A 17,241-nucleotide genomic window follows, 5' to 3' on the forward strand; every position below is an offset into this window, starting at 1 on the left:
CGCAATTAACGGCACGTAGTTCCGTTATTTCGACGGGATGGTGCGAAGCCCTGCGAATAGCGGAACTGGCTTCCGCTATTCAACCGCTGCCGATATTTGCGGCGCAATAATTCGCAATTAACGGCACGTAGTTCCGTTATTTCGACGGGATGGCGCCAAGCTTTGCGAATAGCGGAACTGGCTTCCGCTATTCAACCTTTGCGCCGGAACACTTCCGGGCTTCGGGCATATTCGCTGCCGATATTTATCGGCGCAATAATTCGCAATTAACGGCACATAGTTCCGTTATTTCGACGGGATGGCACGAAGCCCTGCGAATAGCGGAACTGGCTTCCGCTATTTTCCTTCCGACTCCGAAGTCCGCACCTTTCTGCTAATGAAGGCTCTGACTCCGAAGTCCGCACCCTTTCGCCGCTAATGGATATATTCGAGCCATATCGATTTGCTGGCGTTTTGCAGCGTAATTTTGACGCGATCGTTTTTCTTGAGCTCCTTCGCTTTGGAGGCGTCGAACGCTCTGCCCGATTTCTCGATCAGGCACGGCGAATGATTGGCGATCCATATCGAATCGCTGCCGGGCGTAAAGACGATTTGCTCGGTCTCGGCAAACTCCGGCGCGAGCTGGAGCAGCTGGTGCAGCTTGATTTTGCCCTTGAAGCCGTTCAGCTTCTTGTATTGCGGGCTCGTCCGCTCGCCCGTATCCTCATCGAGGATCTCGATAACCATTTGCCCGTAAAACCCTTTGTTCGCCTGCTTGACTTTGCTCATCACGAACAGGAGCGCCGCCAGCAGCAGGGCAAGCAGGAGAGCTCCCCCGGCCACCGGCTTCCACGGAAACGGCTTGTCCTCCTCGGCGGGGGCCGGCGCGGGGTTACCCTGCGTCTGCGTCTGCTGCGATGCCGGCTTCGCGCTGATCGTAACCGGATTCGTCTCCCGGAAAAAGCTCGCATCCTCCACCCGCACTTTTACCTCGTAATCGTACGGCCCGCCGACGGTGAAGGAGCCGGTGAAGTCTTTGCCGCTGTTCGTTAACGCGATTTCCTTCGTTTGCTTCGCGTCCAAATCGGTAAGCAGCAGCGTAGCCTTGAGATTTTTATATAAATCCGCATCGGCCACCGTCTGGCCGTTCGACTCGAGGCGGGCGCTCACTTGGACGGCGTCGCCCGGCTTGTACGTTTTGTTCAGCGGATTCATGACGAGCGCCAGATCGTAGTTGTAGACGAGATTGATGTTGATTTTGTCCTGATTGATCCCCTTGATCTGCAGCTTCCAGTCGCCCTGGGCCGGCTTGACCAGCTTGACGAGCGAATAGGCGGCCGATTTCGAATAGACGACTCCGTCGGACGGAACCTTCCTCTCCTGCCCGGCAGGGTCGATCAATTTGACTTCCACGGGGCGGCTCGACATAATGGACACATTCGCTTCCATGACATTGCCGTTCGGGATGGACACGGTCACGTCCTGATAGTCCCCGTTAGCCGTGAAGCCCGTCAGCGGCACGACCTTCAGCTTCAAATGGTTGGCGAAAATTTCGCTCAAAATTTGCGGGAGCGTGTCGGCGGTGCTCGTGACGAACAGCTTCCCGCCGGTTTCCCGGGAAATATTCTCCAGCACGTCCTTGTTGAGCTGACCGTCCGCATTCAAGCCGATCGTATAGATCGGAATGCTCTGATCCTTCGCCTTTTTCACGGCCGCCTGCAATTCCTGGTTCGACTGCTCCTGCGTGCGTCCCTGCTTAAGCGAGTTGTTGCCGTCCGAGAGCAGCACGATGAGCGGATAATGGCCGGCTTCCTTGCCCGACTCCAAAATTTTCACCGCTTCGCCGACGCCGACCGCTATGTCCGTATACGGTCCTCTGGCCAACTGGTCGATGAACGATTTCAGTTCGTCTTTATCGGCCGCGGAATTGATTTTGAGCAGAGCCTTCTCCCTGACGATTTGGTCGGTGTACGAAAGAAGGCCGATTTTGTCGCCGCTTATCGAGGCCATATCGACAAACATTTTCATCGCTTCGTTGGCCACTTTGTTTTTGTCGCTATCGTTCATCGAGGTGCTCGCGTCCATCGCCAGCACGGCATCCATCTGTTGCGTCGCGCCTGACGCGGCGTGAAGGACGGGGGTGCCGGCCACGAGAACAAACAAGACCATGCAGATGGACAAAAGCCGGAGTTTGATGCGTAATCGATGCTTAATCATGATTCCTACCTCCGCATTCGTCGGATTTACTCGGTTCCCCCAAAAGTGAAGCGATCCTTCGCAGCTTATTCCGTCGGAACAGCTTGCCGGGCTCGCGACAATCGCATCCCTAATACACGAATGTATTTCATCGAACGACTTCGATCGGGCGATTGCCAGTATTTCCGGGGGAGCCCCCGTTGGTGGTGCGCGCCAAGCGGCTTAACCGGAAACAAGTAGTCAAACCGCAAGTCTGATAGTAGAATAATGGTGAAAATGATAGTTTTTACATGGTTAATGATACCTTTTCGACGCGGCTATTGCCATACCTTTCAGGTATAAACGCAATCGCTGTATAATATTGCCGAAACTTGAAGAACAGGAGAATGCACAAGCCCATGATCACATACGGCCTGCTTATCGTAGCCGCGGTATATTTATCGGCAAAATGGATCAAGCATCATGCCTATAAAAAGAAGGCGATGACCCTGGAACAAATCGATGCCGCGCTGATCGAACGACTGAACCGGACGGAGGGATCGCATGCAGACTAAGCTGGCCGTACAGTTCCGCAAAAGCCGGACGACAGTCACCGCCTTCGAGCGCCTGAAGTTATGCAAACGATGCGGCGCCTACTCGGTCCTGTTCGACAACAGCTGCAAGTCGTGCGGCGCCCGGGACAAATTTATCCCCGTTACCGAATACGCCTCCGCGCTGAACCGGATCCTGCCATGGGCGGAAGCGTTCGGAGCGATCGCTCTCGTGCTGCTGGCCGTCGTGTTCGCTGACACGCTGGCGCAAATGGCCGCTGCGGCAGCCGGCGGAGCCGTTCTCCTGTTCCTGCTGTTCCTGCTCCGCAAAACGTACAAGCCTTACGCCGAAAGCAATCGGCTGCACAAGCTGCTGGTCGACCATACACCCGAAATCCTGAGGGGATTGAGGGCGGATCTGCAGGAGGCGCTCGAGGACATGGAGGCCGACAAACCGAAGGAAGCCTACGAGAAGCTGCGGGAAATCGGCCATTTCCTCCGCGGCGATTCGATCAAAGCCCGCAAGGTCGTCTGCCTGAACCGCTTCTTTATCCGCAAGGATATGGACCTGGAGCTGGAGCAGCTGATCCCCGCCTCGTTCAGCGAGCCGTTCGTGCTGTACTTGTGGGAAGCGGTCAAGGTCAACAAACGGCTCGTCCGGCGCGGCGTGCTGGATTACGTCTTGGCATACCGGTACCACATCGCCTCGATGCCTCACGGCAAAGACATATTGGCGCTGATCGCCGGTGCCGCCGTACGCATGAAATCGTATGTGAAAATGTACCCATATTTTATTGTCGATTACTTAGACGAATTGCCCAAAGAAAGGTTTCATCGCCTGTGCATGCTGATGGCGGCGACGCCGGCGGAGGAACGGACGATCCTGTACGACAAATGCAAGGAGCTGGCGCGGAGCCGCTACGGCTTCGATCCCGATTTCCAAAATATGTTCTAAAAGTCCAGAGCAAACGGCAGCCCTCCGCCAAGCCATTCGCCAGCTGTAAAACATGCAGTTAAATGCAGGAAAAAAGCGAAATTGGCCGATTTAACTGGAAATCATCCATTTGAATCAATGAAAAACCGGAAAAATGGCGAAACGCGCGGAAATAACTGTACTTTTTACAGCCGACCGCACTGGATAAATGTTTTCTTCTCTGTTTACCTGCATATTTGCATTTAGTCCGAGCTACTCAATTCGATTCGATTGCTCACCGTACACTGTCGGACAACTTGCACTGTACAGCTCCAATTATTTGCGAAAGGAACGGCTGTTCATGATGACTACCCCCTCATACAAGGACGTCTATCGTTTGAGGGCTGTGGCTCTAGCGCTCATGCTGGCCCTTGTCGTCGCGGCCTGCTGCAAGCTGTACAACGGCGGCATGAAAGTACGCGATTACGCCCGGGCGGAGCAGTTCTATGCGGACGGGGATTGGGTGCAGGCCGAGCATTACTTCAGCAAAGCCGGCGCTAACGGCTGGTTGCGCTACAACGAAGAGACCACCTCCCGGAGGATGGCCGAATTGAAGCACGTGACGGAGATCCGGACCGCCCTGCTGACGATCGGCGCCGATACGGAAGAAGCGGTCAAGCTGGAAAGCTATGAATCGTTGTTGGACGCATTCCACGATTACACGGAAAAGAAAAAGCAGTCGGACGCCAGCAAAGGCATGGAAGCCGCCATTTTCTCGGAGCTGTCCGCACAATATAAAATCGGGGACGGACTGACGGGTGCGCTGCGCCGCATAGAAGAAAAGGCAGCCAGGCAGCTGGAGTCGGACATGAAGAAAAAGGCGTTCGCCGACGAGGCCGCCGTCGTTCTGCTCCGGCTCCCTGCGGGATACTTCGGCGACGAACGGAAACGTAGCGAGGAGGTCCGCTCCCGGCTGGAGCCTTACGACGAAGCCCGGATCGAGGCGTTGAATGCCGGCGGCCAAAGCTTGGCCGCCTTGCTGGCCGAGGGCATCCGGCTGAGCAAGCTGTACGAGCAGTATGGCCTCAAGTCGGCGTGGCTGTTTCAGCAAGTCGACCGGAGCGTTCAGGAGCGGCTCGCGGCCTCGCTCGGGAAAAACGATTTGGAATCGTTTCTGCGCAACGCCAAGCTGTACGAGGAAACGAAGGGTTGGCCATCTTCCGGCTCGGCGGTCTCGACCTATATCCGGGAAAGCTACGGCAAGCAATTGGCGGCGGCCGACCGGTTGGTGTCCGAGCGGAAATTTGCCGAAGCGATCGCGCTGTATGAAAAGCTCGCGGCTTACCGCGACACCCGCGCAAAAATACGCGACGCCGAGCTGGCCTGGACGGCCGCGCAGCCGGACCAGCTCTTGCTGCGGGCGATGCCCGGCGCGACGTTCACGAACGTCATAGCCGGGTCGTCGCAGTTCGGAGCGGTTGCGTATGCGGCCGGGATTACGGGCGGCGCCGATGGGCGAGCCGAGAACGGCGGCAGCGCAACCGGCAGCAGCTATGAAGGCGCTGGCGACGGGAGCCCAGACGCTGGGAGCCGTGGCGAGAACGGCAACGGCGGGGGCGCTGGAAGTCAAGGCGGGAGCACCGGCGGCAAGAACGGTGCCAAGCTCGTGCTCGTCCGGCTTATGGCCGACAGGACGATCGATATGAAGGAAGCGGACTTGGGTACGGATGTCACGGTCAAGGAGCTTCGCACGGTACCGAACCTTGGCTCACAGGGGACGCCTGCCCTATTGGTCCAAGCCTCCTCCCCGATTCGGTCGTCGCGCTATATCGCATTCGATTCGCTGCAGTCCGGATTGCGCAAGCTGTTCGACTTTGAAGCGGACGGCTACCGGCTGGACCGGCCGGGCGTCCTGCTGGTCGAAAACGACAACGGAAAAGGCGCGGGGCACCAGTCGTACTATGAATACCGCAACGGTCAATACGGATTCGGCAAAGTTAAGGCCGATTAGCGCAGGTCCCCCTTTGCGGCTAACGCGAAGGGGGCGTTGGTTGCCATTCCGAGTACTTGTCGGGCCCTATTGGGCCCTTTTTTTGCCCGCTGTACGTGGGATGCCCTTGGATACGAGCGAATTTTAGCGAAAAAGCTTTATTTCGCCAAGCCGTTCAATAGGCTTCGGCACATAGGGAACCCAATTTCATTAACCGTATACTCAAGTTTGCTAATAGCAAAATCAAGCGAGGAGTACGAGAGGGAACAAGTAATGCAAGCGGGGATGTAACACGCCAAAATCGTAGTTTGTGTTCAATCGCCACCACGTAATGCGTTGCGTCTGCTGGAATAGTCGAAAGCCCGCGGCCATTCGGCAGCGGGCTTTTCGTTCGAGTTTATCGGGTTATCGGGGTCACCGGGGTCTCCTGCATCCCCAATTTTCTGCTTAGCCGTTTTCGCAGCAGCACATCGCAGCTACGCTTTGTAAACGATCCTGCCTTGGTCGTCCGCAAAGGCGAATCCGCGCGTTATGGCGCAAGCGATTCCGCTTCTCGCCGCTTTGTCGAGCGCCGCGCCGGAGCGGACGTAGCCGAGCAGCTTGACGACTTGCTTGATCAAGTCATCCTCGGGAAGGCTGATCTGCGCGGCCAGAACGGTACGCACCGCATTGGCGATTTCCTCCGGCGGCAAGTCTTCGGCGTTCCGGCGCTGAGCCTCGTCGGCAGCGATACGCCATGTCGCCCATTGCTCCGGATCGTTCCCTTCCGGCCAGTAAAACTCCGTGCCGTCCCACGTAGTTGCAGTAAGCCTCATTTTCGCCAGCAGCTCGGTAAAATGCCGGTCAAGCTTAGCCCCCATGCGCGAAATGCCCCAAGCGGTCAGCACGCGCTTCGCCAGCAAGCCGCGGCTGATCGGTCCTTCCTCGCTCACGACCTTCGCGATCTGCTCGCAAATGATCCGCGTATATTCCGGCGCGTAGAAAGCATCGGTTCCGGCCGCTATGCTATCGAGCAAGCACGGACGATAAGGCTCCGCATTGTCCGGAAGACCTCCTGTCTGCGGGACGTCCGCGTCGGGCCGACCGGCGCTGTCCGGTGCCGACCGTCCTCCCGAAGCTGTCGGAGCCGCTGCCGGTTCCGCCGGTTCGCCTCCGGCTGCCGGTTCCGCTGCCGATTCAGACGCAGCACGGATTGCCGCTGCGGTGTCGGCTGTCTCGACGCCGCTCACTCTCTCCGCAGCACCCCCGCTCCTGCCGGCGGCTCCACTCCCGCCGCTTGCACGACTGTCGCCGATACCGGCATCATCGGCATCCGGAGCGGAAGCTTGCACCGTTCGCTCCAGCGCCTGCCTGATCTTGCGGATCTCGGCCCCGCGATTGTCCCACCAGTCCGGCATCCATAGCCGGTGCAGCCTCCAGCCGAGCTGCTCCAGTACACTGTCCCGCAATATGTCCCGGTCGCGGGCCGTCTTGGCGTTCCGGTACATCAGCCCGTCGAGCAAAATGCCCAGCCTATACGTTCCGGGCTGCCCGGGATCTTTGACGGCCAGATCGATCCGGTATCCCGACGTTCCGACGTACAGATCGGCCTCGTAACCAAGCCGCTCCAGCTCGGCCGCCACATTTCGGTGGATATCGGCATTGTCGGAAATGCCGCGCGCCGCCTCGGCGGCAGGCAATGCCTGCTTTCCTTTCTCCGCATAGTCGAGGAACGCTTTCAGTCCGAGCACGCCCTGCGCGCTCGTCCGGCTGGCGCTCAACTGGTGGGCCTGCAGCGTGGAGAACACGTGCATCTCCCGCCTTGCCCTCGATACGGCCACATTGAGACGCCGCCAGCCCCCTTGCCGGTTAAGCGGTCCGAAGTTCAGGCTGACCTTGCCCGCAGCATCCGGGCCGTAGCCGATCGAGAACAAAATGACGTCCCGCTCGTCCCCTTGCACGTTTTCCAGGTTTTTGACGAATATCGGCTCAGGCAGCTCCGCGATCAGCAGCTCCAGGTCGGTCTCGCGCTTCAAAGCCTCGTCCAGCAAATCCTCGATCAGCGATTGCTGGATCGAGCTGAATGTCACTACGCCGATGCTGTGCCGGCGAAGTCGGTCGTCCCTCAGACGGCGCGCGATTTCCGCCACGACGGCCTCGCCCTCGGCCCGGTTTTGCTTCGTCCGCCCCCGGTCGTACACCCCCTCGACGGGATTCCACTTGACGCAGGAAACCGGCTCGTCCGGCGACGGGAACGTCATCAGCCTGTTGTCGTAATATTGCGCGTTGCTGAACGCGATCAGGCTCTCATGCCTGCTGCGGTAATGCCAGGACAAATGCATCTGCGGCATTCCGATGGCGAGGCAGTCGTCCAGGATGCTTTCCAAATCATCGCTTACGCCGTGCTCCTCCTCCGACTCGTCATTCATTCTGGAGAAAAAGCTGGTCGGCGGCAACTGCTTCGGATCGCCCACGATGACCGCCTGACGACCGCGCGCAAGCGCTCCGACCGCCTGAGCGGTTGGAACTTGGGACGCTTCGTCGAAAATGACAAGGTCGAATTTGGGACCGGTCGGGTCCAAATACTGCGCGACGGAAATCGGACTCATCAGCATGCACGGCGTCAATCTCGGCAGCAGGTGCGGAATTTGCTCGAACAGTCTGCGTATCGATATCGAACGCCCGCCGCTGCGTACGGCGCGCTGCAAGATGCCCGCCTCGGAGCTTTGGGCGGCTTCCTGCGTCATGTGCGGTACCCGTGCGGCCAGCCTGGCGGCGATTTCCCGCCGGGTCAGCTCTTCGAATACGCGGTCCGTCTCCGCAAACCGTCCGATCTTCTCCTCGAACAGGCTGCCGGAAAAAGAGCCCAACCGTTCGTCCTTCTCCATAATGAAATTGGCGCAAGCTTTGTAGAGCCCCCGTTCAAAGGCCGGAACGAGCTGACCGTTCGCAAGCTCGCCACGTTCGTAGGGCAGGATTAACGGAAGAAGGCCCGCGGCCGCCCCTTCGTCGCGCACTTTGCGCCAAGCGCACCAATTGCGCAGAGCATCCAGGCTTGCTTCCCATACGGCCGCTTTTTGCCTCATGAACCGGAAACGATCTTCTGACTCCGCCGCGATTACGAGACTCTCCCGATCGACCAGCAGCAGCCGGAACAGCTCCTCCTCGGCGGCCTTCATGCTCCGATACCGCTCCGCCGCCTCCCGGAGCAGGCTGCTCCGAGCCTCGAATTCCGCTCTTCCGTTACGCAGAAGCTCGGCGAATCGCCGCCTTACTGCCGGGGCTTCCGGACCGAATGAAGCAACGAGCAGAGCGTTCAGCTCCAACAGCCATTCGTTCGCCGCTTCGACGTCATCCCATCTGCCGTTATCTTCGTCCCACAAATCGCCGCCCAGCAGCGTACTCGCGAACGCCCCGGCCTCCCGCAGCTTTTTCTCTTCATCCTGCCAGCGGATCATTCCGCTCAAATGCGCTTTGACGTCCTGCTTGGCGATGCTCTTGCCGGGCAGGACGAACGACTTGAGCAGCTTGACGATTCTGTTTTGTCCAAGCCATTTCGGCAAAAACCACTCCAGCTCCGTCTTCGTCCATTCCGACAGGGTCAGCGCGGCGTCGAACCGGAGCGCTTCCGCGGAGAAAACCGAACAAACCCGTCGCCTCGCTTCGTCCCTTCTCCGGCCTTGCTCGACCGCCTTCTTCAGCCGTTTCGCGTCCTCCTCGGGCTGCGGGGATTCCAGCGTCGCGGGCTTCAAGTCGGGCATGCGCAGCAGGAAATCGCACAACCGCACGAGCCGGTCGCACGCCTCGCCGGTGTAAGCCTGCGCATCCAGCCGAAGATATTCCGCCGCCTTAGCCAGCGCTTCCCGGCTATCGGACAACGTCGGCGCGTAGCGCCCCAGCGCTTGCTCCACTTCCGCTTTTAGCGACTGCGAATAAGCGGTGACGCGGGCTTCGCTCCACGGGTGACCCGCGGGACTGCCGCATTCCTCGCCCGCGGCCCGGATTTGGGAAGCCAGATCCCGCCATACGGAAACGGTCTCCGGCATAAGCCGCTCGATCGCTTCCGGCTCGAAGCGCACGGCGTCCGACTGCATCCCCGCCCGCTCGTAACCGGCTATCGCCTCATACAAGGAGAACCCGAAAGGCTGCCTCGCATGCAGGGCGGCCACGTACCCGTTCAACTCGCCGCGCAATAGGGATAAACGGTCGGCCTGAGCTTTCCATTCCTCCGGAGGCATCGTTCTCGGCGCTTCCAATGCCGCATTCAATTGGTCCAGTACGGCCTTCTTCGTGCTTTTGTTGGAATGCAGCTCCAGGCAATACGGATCCAGACCGATCTTGGCGAGCCGGGTCTGCACGACGGTGAGGGCGGCCATCTTCTCCGCGACGAACAGGACTCGTTTCCCGTTCGCCAGCGCCGTCGCGATCATATTCGTGATCGTCTGCGATTTGCCGGTGCCGGGCGGACCGTGGAGCACGAAGCTGCACCCTTCCGCCGCCGCCCGGATCGCTGCCAGCTGGGAGGAATCGGCGCTGACCGGAACGGGTAGCGCGGCCGGATGCGCTTCGTCAAGCGTCGCGTCGGCGCCTTCCTCCGGCTCCCGCAGTCCTTTCAGCCGGCCGTCCATCAGGCTTGCTACGATATCGTTCTGCGCCAGCTCCCCGGAGCGGGTGCGGATATCGTTCCACATGACGAACTGGCCGAACGAGAACAAGCCGAGATAAGCGGTCTCTTCCACGTCCCACCGCGTCATCTGCATGAGAGCGTGACGGAATGCGCCGAATATTTGCTTCAAGTCGATTCCGTTCGCATCTTTCGGCAGCGGGTCCAAGCCGCCGATACCGATACCGTAATCCTGGCGCAGCATTTCCAGCAAAGTGATGTTTGCCTGCGGCTCTTCGTCCCGCACGCGAATGACGTAACCGGCCCGCGACGATTTCTTCAAAATGTCGACGGGAATAAGTACGATCGGAGCGCGTCTCGGCATTTCGCTGACGGGCGACTCGTACCATTTCAGCAAGCCGAGCGCCAAGTACAGCGTGTTGGCGCCATTCTCCTCCAGCGCGACGCGTGCGCTCCGATACAGATGAACAAGCCTTTTGTCGAGCTCGGGCGGACTCAGGTCGGCGCGCAGCCGTTTCTTCGTGAACTCCTCTTTCAGCAGGGCGGCGAGCGGATGACCAGCACCGATCGTCTGGTACAGCTCCGGGCTGCGCCCGTCGTCCTGCCAATCGCCGGGCTTCGCCATGAGCTGGAATTCCTCCCGCTCGGCAAGCGCATCCTCCAAATCCGCAAGCTGAACCGCCATCAATGGAACGCTCGACTTCGACAAACGGAAATTGATCAGCGCATTGCGGAGCGACAAATCGAGCAGCCGCCGTTCCCACAGCTTCTGTCTCGTGATCGGGATCGACTCCGCATCGGCCGGCCGCCCCACTACATCCAACAGCTCGGGGGCGGCCGTCTCCGGCAAAGGCCGCACGGGCGTCTGCGAGTCGATCTCCCAGCCTTGCGGCGTCGCAACGCGCACAGGCAGCGGACGTATCGCACCGGCGCGAGCCCGCCTGACATCGACGACGCAGTCGAACTTGGCCGGGTCGGCCAACCGGGCGGCGGCCATCGACACCGCCTCCTCGAAGCCGGCCGTGCTTCCTTCGACGAAAGCGGTCGATTCGATAACGCAAATCTCGTGAATACCGGGTGCGATCCGTTTCGTGAGCAGCGACATGTCGTCCTGTACGCTTTCGGGAAACGTTTCTTCCACGAGCCATAGCCCGACGAAGGCGTGCTTCTCCACGAAAACGAGCAACGGATGCAAACCGACCGCCTCCAAACAGGCGGCGTACAGGAGCGACAAATCGAGGCAGTTGCCCATGCGGTGGGCGAACACCGTCTCCGGCAGGCGGACGCGCTGGCCGATTTGCTCGAAGCTCGGAGGCGCCACGCTGTAGGCGACGCCCCTGTTCTGCAGCGCCGCATAAACCGCCGCCGCCTGGATTTTCGCCCGATTCGGATCTTTGCTCTGGTAGGCGGTAAAGGACGGGCTTCCGCTCCATTTGCCCAATATATCCGCCGCCTCGCGAACGATCTGCGACACTTGGGGATGATTGGGCGTAACGAAGGCCGCCGCCATTTCGGGCAGAACGGCTAGCCCGCTCCACTCGTCGAACGCGAGTACCGTAATGGGGGCGCTCGCCTCATAAACCGGCGACTGCCCTTGAAGCACGGACAGCTTGAGCATCCCCGTCATCCGTTCGGACAGACCGGCCAAATAAGCGGACGACAGCTGCAGACGGACCGCGCCCAAATCGATCGATTGGCCGGCCGGGAGCAGGTCGTACGCGTTGCTCCATTCATAGGCAAACTCCGGCTCGGCATTCAGCCTGACGGTTAGTCCGCGAATATCTTCGGACGTTCTATTGGTCAAGACGATTCGTTTTACGATAGGAACATGATTTTGCTGCATCGCATAATTGACGGTTTCGCTATAGATCCATTCGCAGCTCATTCGATCGTTCAACGGTACAACTCCTCCTGCTCGCGTAAATGCCGGGCCCGCCGACAGACAAGCCCGCATAAAGGTTTCATAGCTGTATCATAGCATTATATTCGCGCCGTTGCGCGGTTTTTCGACCCGATGGGCGAAAAGGCGCCGGTTTGCGACAGCGTGAAAGGGCGTAGGGAAGCAACGGGAGCAGGTTATCGGCAAGAGGAGCGGGAACGCGGTAGGAAAGGAGGTGGGCCGGGTACACAAGCGCGACGGGACCGCATGCAGCGCTAGCGGTACGCGGGCAAGAGCCTTGCACGAGGAAATTTTTGCAACCGGAATGCTATTGCCGGGTCCTCCCTTCGCTTCTGGAACAAAAAGTTCCGATATTATCGGAAAAGGCCGGCATATCGGGGCCTAGCGGAACGATTTTTTCCGCTAACCCGTTCCGTTCCTGCCGCTCCGAGTTAGATTTGTTTTCACCGAACGGCCGACCGCCGTCATGCAGCGCAACACCGCGCGCCGGGAGCTTTGCACGGTTCGATAACGGACCTGAATGTTCCGTTTGGCCCTGGAAATCCGATGAGTAGCCGGAAGCTCGTCCCCAACCGACTACCTGTAAAATATGAGGCTGTTGAAAAAGTCTGCAAAGAGAGGAAGCGCCGGGAGACAAGAGGCGGGGGAATGCGCTCCACATCCGTTAAAATCGTGTTGTTTATATGATTTTAGCGGTTACAACACGATTTTAAAGTCAACCGCTTCGCTTTCCGCACATTTCCCCCACCTCTTTTTGTATGACAATTCTCTCTTTTTGACTTTTTCAACAACCTGAAAATATGCAGTTATATTTAGGAAAAACAAGAAATTCGCTGAAATAACTGGAAAACATGCAGGCAAATTACCGCCAGATCGTAAAATGAGCGAAAACGAACGAGAATAACTGTATATTTTCCAGTTCTCTACCATAGCGAGGCAAGTGTTCACCGAAATAACTGCATGTTTTCCAGTTCGTTCGAGCTATTCGACGGCCTTTTAGATACCGGCAGGCTTCCGTAAAGGAACTTTTAGTCCCCCGATCCGTGTGAAGCACATCCGAGCTCTAGAGGTTGCTTTTCTCGGTAAAGAAAGGTTCATTTCGCTGTAGTACTTTAGCGAAGTGAACCTTCTTTATGGTTCGAAAAAGCTTGATTTCTCAAGCTTTTTCGGAATTGGCATAATGGGCGGCTTCGTGTCGATAGACCTCAGCGTCGTCGCCGGACATGCCCACGATATCGCACTATCGGAGGCACTACTCGCTGTAGAAGCATCGTCGACTTGTTGTCTTTAGATGCCCATCGGGATCGTAAACATCTCCGGCGCCGCCGAATACGACACGACCAGCTCGTCTCCCGACGCCAGCGTATACAGATTGTTGGCCGGCAGCCCGGACGAGCCCCCGCCGACGATGGTCTGATCCGTCCCCCGCTTGAACAGCACCTGCGTCACGGTTCCTCCCCGTACGGCCACTTGCTGGAGGAGTCCGCCGTTATTCGTATACGTAAACGGCGTGGCGCCGACGGCAATTCCCGCCCTGGGCTTTTTGACATATAGAAACTGGTTGGCATCATGGTCGAAAATATCGCGGATCGTCGAATCTTCCCCGTTGTCGTACACCCCGCCGGCCGACGTATTCCAATAATTGACGGTCAGCTTCTCGATCCGCGTATGACGGGCGCCCGCATCGGTCTGAATGCGCTCATGCAAGCCGCCGCTGACCTCGGCATTCAGCGAGCCTACGGCGAAATGCAGCTTTCTCGCCGAATAGCAATTGATCAGCTTCGTAAATTGCCCTTGGTCCATCACGTCGTCGGTCCCGTTTCCCTCGAAGCCGAGTCCGCTGAACGAATTGAATCGCGAGCCCGGGGCGACGACGACGCCGTGGATGCCGATCGCCTCCGAGGTGCCGCCGACGAACGTATTCTGGTCGCCGTCGGCAATCCGGATGCCGATGCCGGTCAACCCCTCGATGATCGGGTTGATAAACGTGTTGCAGGTCGAGCGGAGATTGCGCGACGGCGATTTGCCGATATGGATGCCGGTATACGGTCTATTCGTCATCGGCTGCTCGTTGACCGAGCACGTCACGCTTTCGAATACGCTGGCCACCGTCCAGAGCAGCTTGAGCGCGGTCCCGGTCGCCGAATTCGCTTCGCGCAAATTGACGTTGCGGATGACGAGATGCGACGCGTTCTCCGTGAACAATAAGTCGGTGATTCCGGCGTTTCCTTCGATCGTCAAGTCCTCGACGGATATTCCATAGATGACGGAAGGGCCGAACGGACTCCCGTCGATCGTAAACGCTCTGCCCGAGCCGGTATATTTCAGAACGGTATCGTGCTTGCCCGCCCCCCGGACCGACAAATACGAATACCCCCAGTTCGGGCTCGCGGATGTGGCGCACACGCCCTTCGGCAGTACGATCGATCGTCTGCCGCTGGATACGGCATACGCGATCGCCGCGGAGAGCGGCACGCCGTTGTCGGTCGTGCCGTCCATGATCGCCCCGAACCACGTCGGATTGACCGCGCCGCCGGACACCCTGACCCAGCAGCCGTTCCCCGTCGGATTCGTCTCGCCCCCGCCCGCCAGAAAGGCCGGCAAGCCGGCCACGGTTCCGCTCCACGGAACGGTAGCGCTGATGACAACCCCGCCGTTGTGACCCGACTTGGGCGCAGAAGCTTTCCAGACGAATTCGCCGCCGCCGTTCGCGTCCATCGGCAAGGAAAGGGCCGACGCCCCGCCGGGGTAAGTGGCAAATACGGACAGTACCCTGACGATTTGCCCGTCGTCCAGCAAGGTCGTATCCAGCGCGAGGAGAGCGGTGACGGAAGGAACGGCTATGATGCAGTCATCGTCGGTTTTTTTGTCCTTTGCATAAGCGGTTCGCCCTCCCGGAATTCCGGCGGCGGCCAGCGCGACCCCCGCCATCCCTATGGAGGCCAACAGCTTTCTGCGGCTCGTACGGACCGCCGGAGCCTGCGGTCCGATCCGCTCTTGCTCTTCTTGCTCGAATCGGTTATCCATTTTATTCCCTCCCGGATTCGTTGCTTGCTCGGATCTTATTCGATATCCTCGAGTACCGCCATCGCGTGCAGCCCGACCTCGGGAATCGTAAACACGATGCCGTCCTCCTCTTCCGAGAAAGGGAGCGGCTCCAGCTGCGGCGCCAAGTAGACGCGGGCGGGCTTCCTCCGGATGCGCACCGTAATATTGTAGAGCGGCCATATTTCTTCAATGAACGTTTTGGAGCCGCCTGCCTTCTCCTCGCGCACCTGCACCAGATGAACGATCCACCGGCTTCCTTGGCGCATCAGGTTGACCTCCACGCCGATCGGCGCATCGACCTCGATCAGCGGCTTCGGGCGTAGCAGCTTGTAGCCGTCCATATAGATCCGGCGAAGCCAAGGCGAGCCCGTCTTCCAGTACGACGCCTCGATGGGGGCGGATATATACAGACACGCGCCCTTGCCGTAAGGATGTAACGTAATGGCCGGATCGCCGGTCTTTACAGCCGGATGGGCGTGCTGATGGTATACGTGGCGGTGCGTCTTCGTTTCCATCGCAGGCTCCATATAAACGGACAGCAGCCGCGCGCTCGCGGAAGGACGAACCTTCAGCACCGGCGCATTCGTGCCCTTGAGGAGCACCGGCATATCCGGAACGTCGGGAAACAGGTCCCGATCCAAGCCGGACATGTACGCCACGCTGTATCTGGACGTATCGTCAAAGTCGGCGCCGAACACGTCGGCCAGCCCGAAATTCGCTTTTCGGATTCCGTCCTCTCCGTACAAGGACGTTCTATGCGTCGCAATCAGCAGGCCGCCGTCGCGTACGAACTTCCGTACCGCTTCCTCCGCCTCCGGCGATACGCAAGCCTGGTCCGGCATTGCAAGCACGGCATACTTGTCGAGGCGCTTAAGCAAATCTCGCTCCGACATCACGTCGAAATGAACGTTCCCTTCGATCAGCATCCGGTTGATTCCGTTCAAACCGTCATCGGCGTGGTTCGGAAGCGAAGTCGCTTCGAGCATGCGCCTGTTGCCGACGCCGTGCAGCACCGCCATATCGGCAACACTCTCCGCCCCGAGCAGCCATTCCTCGCGTTCCCGGACGAATGCATTCGCTTCCTTCATCGCATCCACGACCGGCGGGGGCAGCGCGCCTCCCAGCGCACCCGACGGGAGCGGCACGTGGCCGAAACTGATCGAACCGCCCCCGGATACCGCAATCGCCGCGGCGGCCGTAAGCGTAGCGGCGGGCGCAAGCGTCCACTCCCCCCAGCTGCCCATCTCGCTCGGCATCATCAGCTCGAACGGCTTGCCCTTCGTCCGCTTCCATTTGGCCAGCAGGCTTCCGTACAAATAAATCGGCGGATGAAATTCCGAGGTCAAGTAGTCCGCATGCTCATCCGGCTCCATATGGGCAAACGCCAAATCCCCGGCGTGATTCCAGCCGATCTGCAGGTTCGGATCGAGCTTTTTCAGCCGTCCGGTTATAAAGCGCAAAAAGTCGGCGCGCATGTCCCGTTGGAACTGCTGCCATCTGCGCAGCTCGACGGATCCCGGTTGCGGAGAGACCGGCGGAGTTTGCCCGTACTTCTCCACATACCATTTCCGGCAATAATCGCAATGGCATGAGGACGGCCAGACGTACGTAATATCGAAGAAAAATCCGTCCACCCCATACCGCTCCGCAATTTCCGTCAGTTGGGCGGCGACGTAATCCCGGTACGGGGAATTGAGACAGAGCAGGTCGTAAAAGCCGAACGCATTCGTCACCGGCGCGCCGTCTTTATCCCGCTGACGGTAGTCGGGGTTCGCGCCCGCGACGTAGCTGTTCAGTCCGACGTTGTAATAGGCGATCAAGCGAATGCCGTAACGCTGCGCCTCCCTTACCGCTTCCTCGAGCAAATCTTTGCCCAGCTTCGCGTTTTTCTTTCCGATGCGGGTATCGTAATACGATGTCCCGAAAGCGTCCTTGGTCATGAACGTCAGCGTCTGCATGCCGGCCTCCGCCATATCCCGCATATAACGCGGGACATCGAACGCGATTTCCGGTACCGCTTCCCCGATATGGAAATCGAGCAGCCCTCTTCGAAGTGTCTTATGATACAAGCTCATCCGCTAA

General features: G+C 58.9%; 7 protein-coding genes. 3 read left to right on the forward strand and 4 right to left on the reverse strand.

The window, feature by feature from the left end; translation table 11 throughout:
* Positions 1 to 414: 414 nt before the first annotated feature.
* The gene (locus tag FE784_RS25085; protein ID WP_139605009.1) at positions 415 to 2,196 is read right to left on the reverse strand and encodes a vWA domain-containing protein; all 1,782 of its coding nucleotides are present in this window, start codon (positions 2,194 to 2,196) and stop codon (positions 415 to 417) included.
* Positions 2,197 to 2,573: 377 nt separating this feature from the next.
* Here FE784_RS25085 and FE784_RS41115 point away from each other — a divergent pair, with 377 nt between their 5' ends.
* The 3 genes from FE784_RS41115 (at position 2,574) to FE784_RS25095 (ending at position 5,629) form a co-directional block, all read left to right on the forward strand.
* Positions 2,574 to 2,729, forward strand: a complete 156-nt coding sequence (locus tag FE784_RS41115; RefSeq protein WP_176706500.1) for a hypothetical protein — start codon at positions 2,574 to 2,576, stop codon at positions 2,727 to 2,729.
* The gene (locus tag FE784_RS25090; RefSeq protein ID WP_139605010.1) at positions 2,719 to 3,660 is read left to right on the forward strand and encodes a hypothetical protein; all 942 of its coding nucleotides are present in this window, start codon (positions 2,719 to 2,721) and stop codon (positions 3,658 to 3,660) included. Before FE784_RS41115 ends, FE784_RS25090 begins: the two co-directional genes overlap by 11 nt.
* A 319-nt stretch (positions 3,661 to 3,979) precedes the next feature.
* Positions 3,980 to 5,629 carry a hypothetical protein gene (locus FE784_RS25095; protein ID WP_139605011.1) on the forward strand — a complete coding sequence of 550 codons (1,650 nt, stop codon included), beginning with the start codon at positions 3,980 to 3,982 and terminating at the stop codon, positions 5,627 to 5,629.
* Between the two features lie 455 nt (positions 5,630 to 6,084).
* Here FE784_RS25095 and FE784_RS25100 read toward each other — a convergent pair whose 3' ends face one another.
* The 3 genes from FE784_RS25100 to FE784_RS25110 all read right to left on the reverse strand — a co-directional run bounded on the left by FE784_RS25100 (position 6,085) and on the right by FE784_RS25110 (position 17,234).
* Entirely contained in the window at positions 6,085 to 12,108 is a 6,024-nt protein-coding gene (locus tag FE784_RS25100) for a DUF3320 domain-containing protein (RefSeq protein ID WP_176706501.1), read from the reverse strand.
* Between the two features lie 1,290 nt (positions 12,109 to 13,398).
* Positions 13,399 to 15,138 (reverse strand): pectate lyase family protein, encoded by a 1,740-nt coding sequence (locus tag FE784_RS25105; RefSeq protein WP_139605013.1) that lies wholly within the window; start codon positions 15,136 to 15,138, stop codon positions 13,399 to 13,401.
* A gap of 35 nt (positions 15,139 to 15,173) precedes the next feature.
* Positions 15,174 to 17,234: a beta-galactosidase trimerization domain-containing protein gene (locus tag FE784_RS25110; protein ID WP_139605014.1), complete on the reverse strand. Its 2,061-nt coding sequence runs from the start codon at positions 17,232 to 17,234 to the stop codon at positions 15,174 to 15,176.
* Between the last annotated feature and the right edge of the window lie 7 nt (positions 17,235 to 17,241).

This window comes from Paenibacillus hemerocallicola (assembly GCF_006265175.1).
In the GTDB taxonomy this organism is placed as follows: domain Bacteria; phylum Bacillota; class Bacilli; order Paenibacillales; family NBRC-103111; genus Paenibacillus_AB; species Paenibacillus_AB hemerocallicola.

Bases quoted from the DNA above. Each gene is read 5' to 3' on its own strand.
- FE784_RS41115 (WP_176706500.1), top strand. From the start codon at position 2,574: ATGATCACATACGGCCTGCTTATCGTAGCCGCGGTATATTTATCGGCA.
- FE784_RS25090 (WP_139605010.1), top strand. From the start codon at position 2,719: ATGCAGACTAAGCTGGCCGTACAGTTCCGCAAAAGCCGGACGACAGTC.
- FE784_RS25095 (WP_139605011.1), top strand. From the start codon at position 3,980: ATGATGACTACCCCCTCATACAAGGACGTCTATCGTTTGAGGGCTGTG.
- FE784_RS25105 (WP_139605013.1), bottom strand. From the start codon at position 15,138: ATGGATAACCGATTCGAGCAAGAAGAGCAAGAGCGGATCGGACCGCAG.
- FE784_RS25110 (WP_139605014.1), bottom strand. From the start codon at position 17,234: ATGAGCTTGTATCATAAGACACTTCGAAGAGGGCTGCTCGATTTCCAT.
- FE784_RS25085 (WP_139605009.1), bottom strand. From the start codon at position 2,196: ATGATTAAGCATCGATTACGCATCAAACTCCGGCTTTTGTCCATCTGC.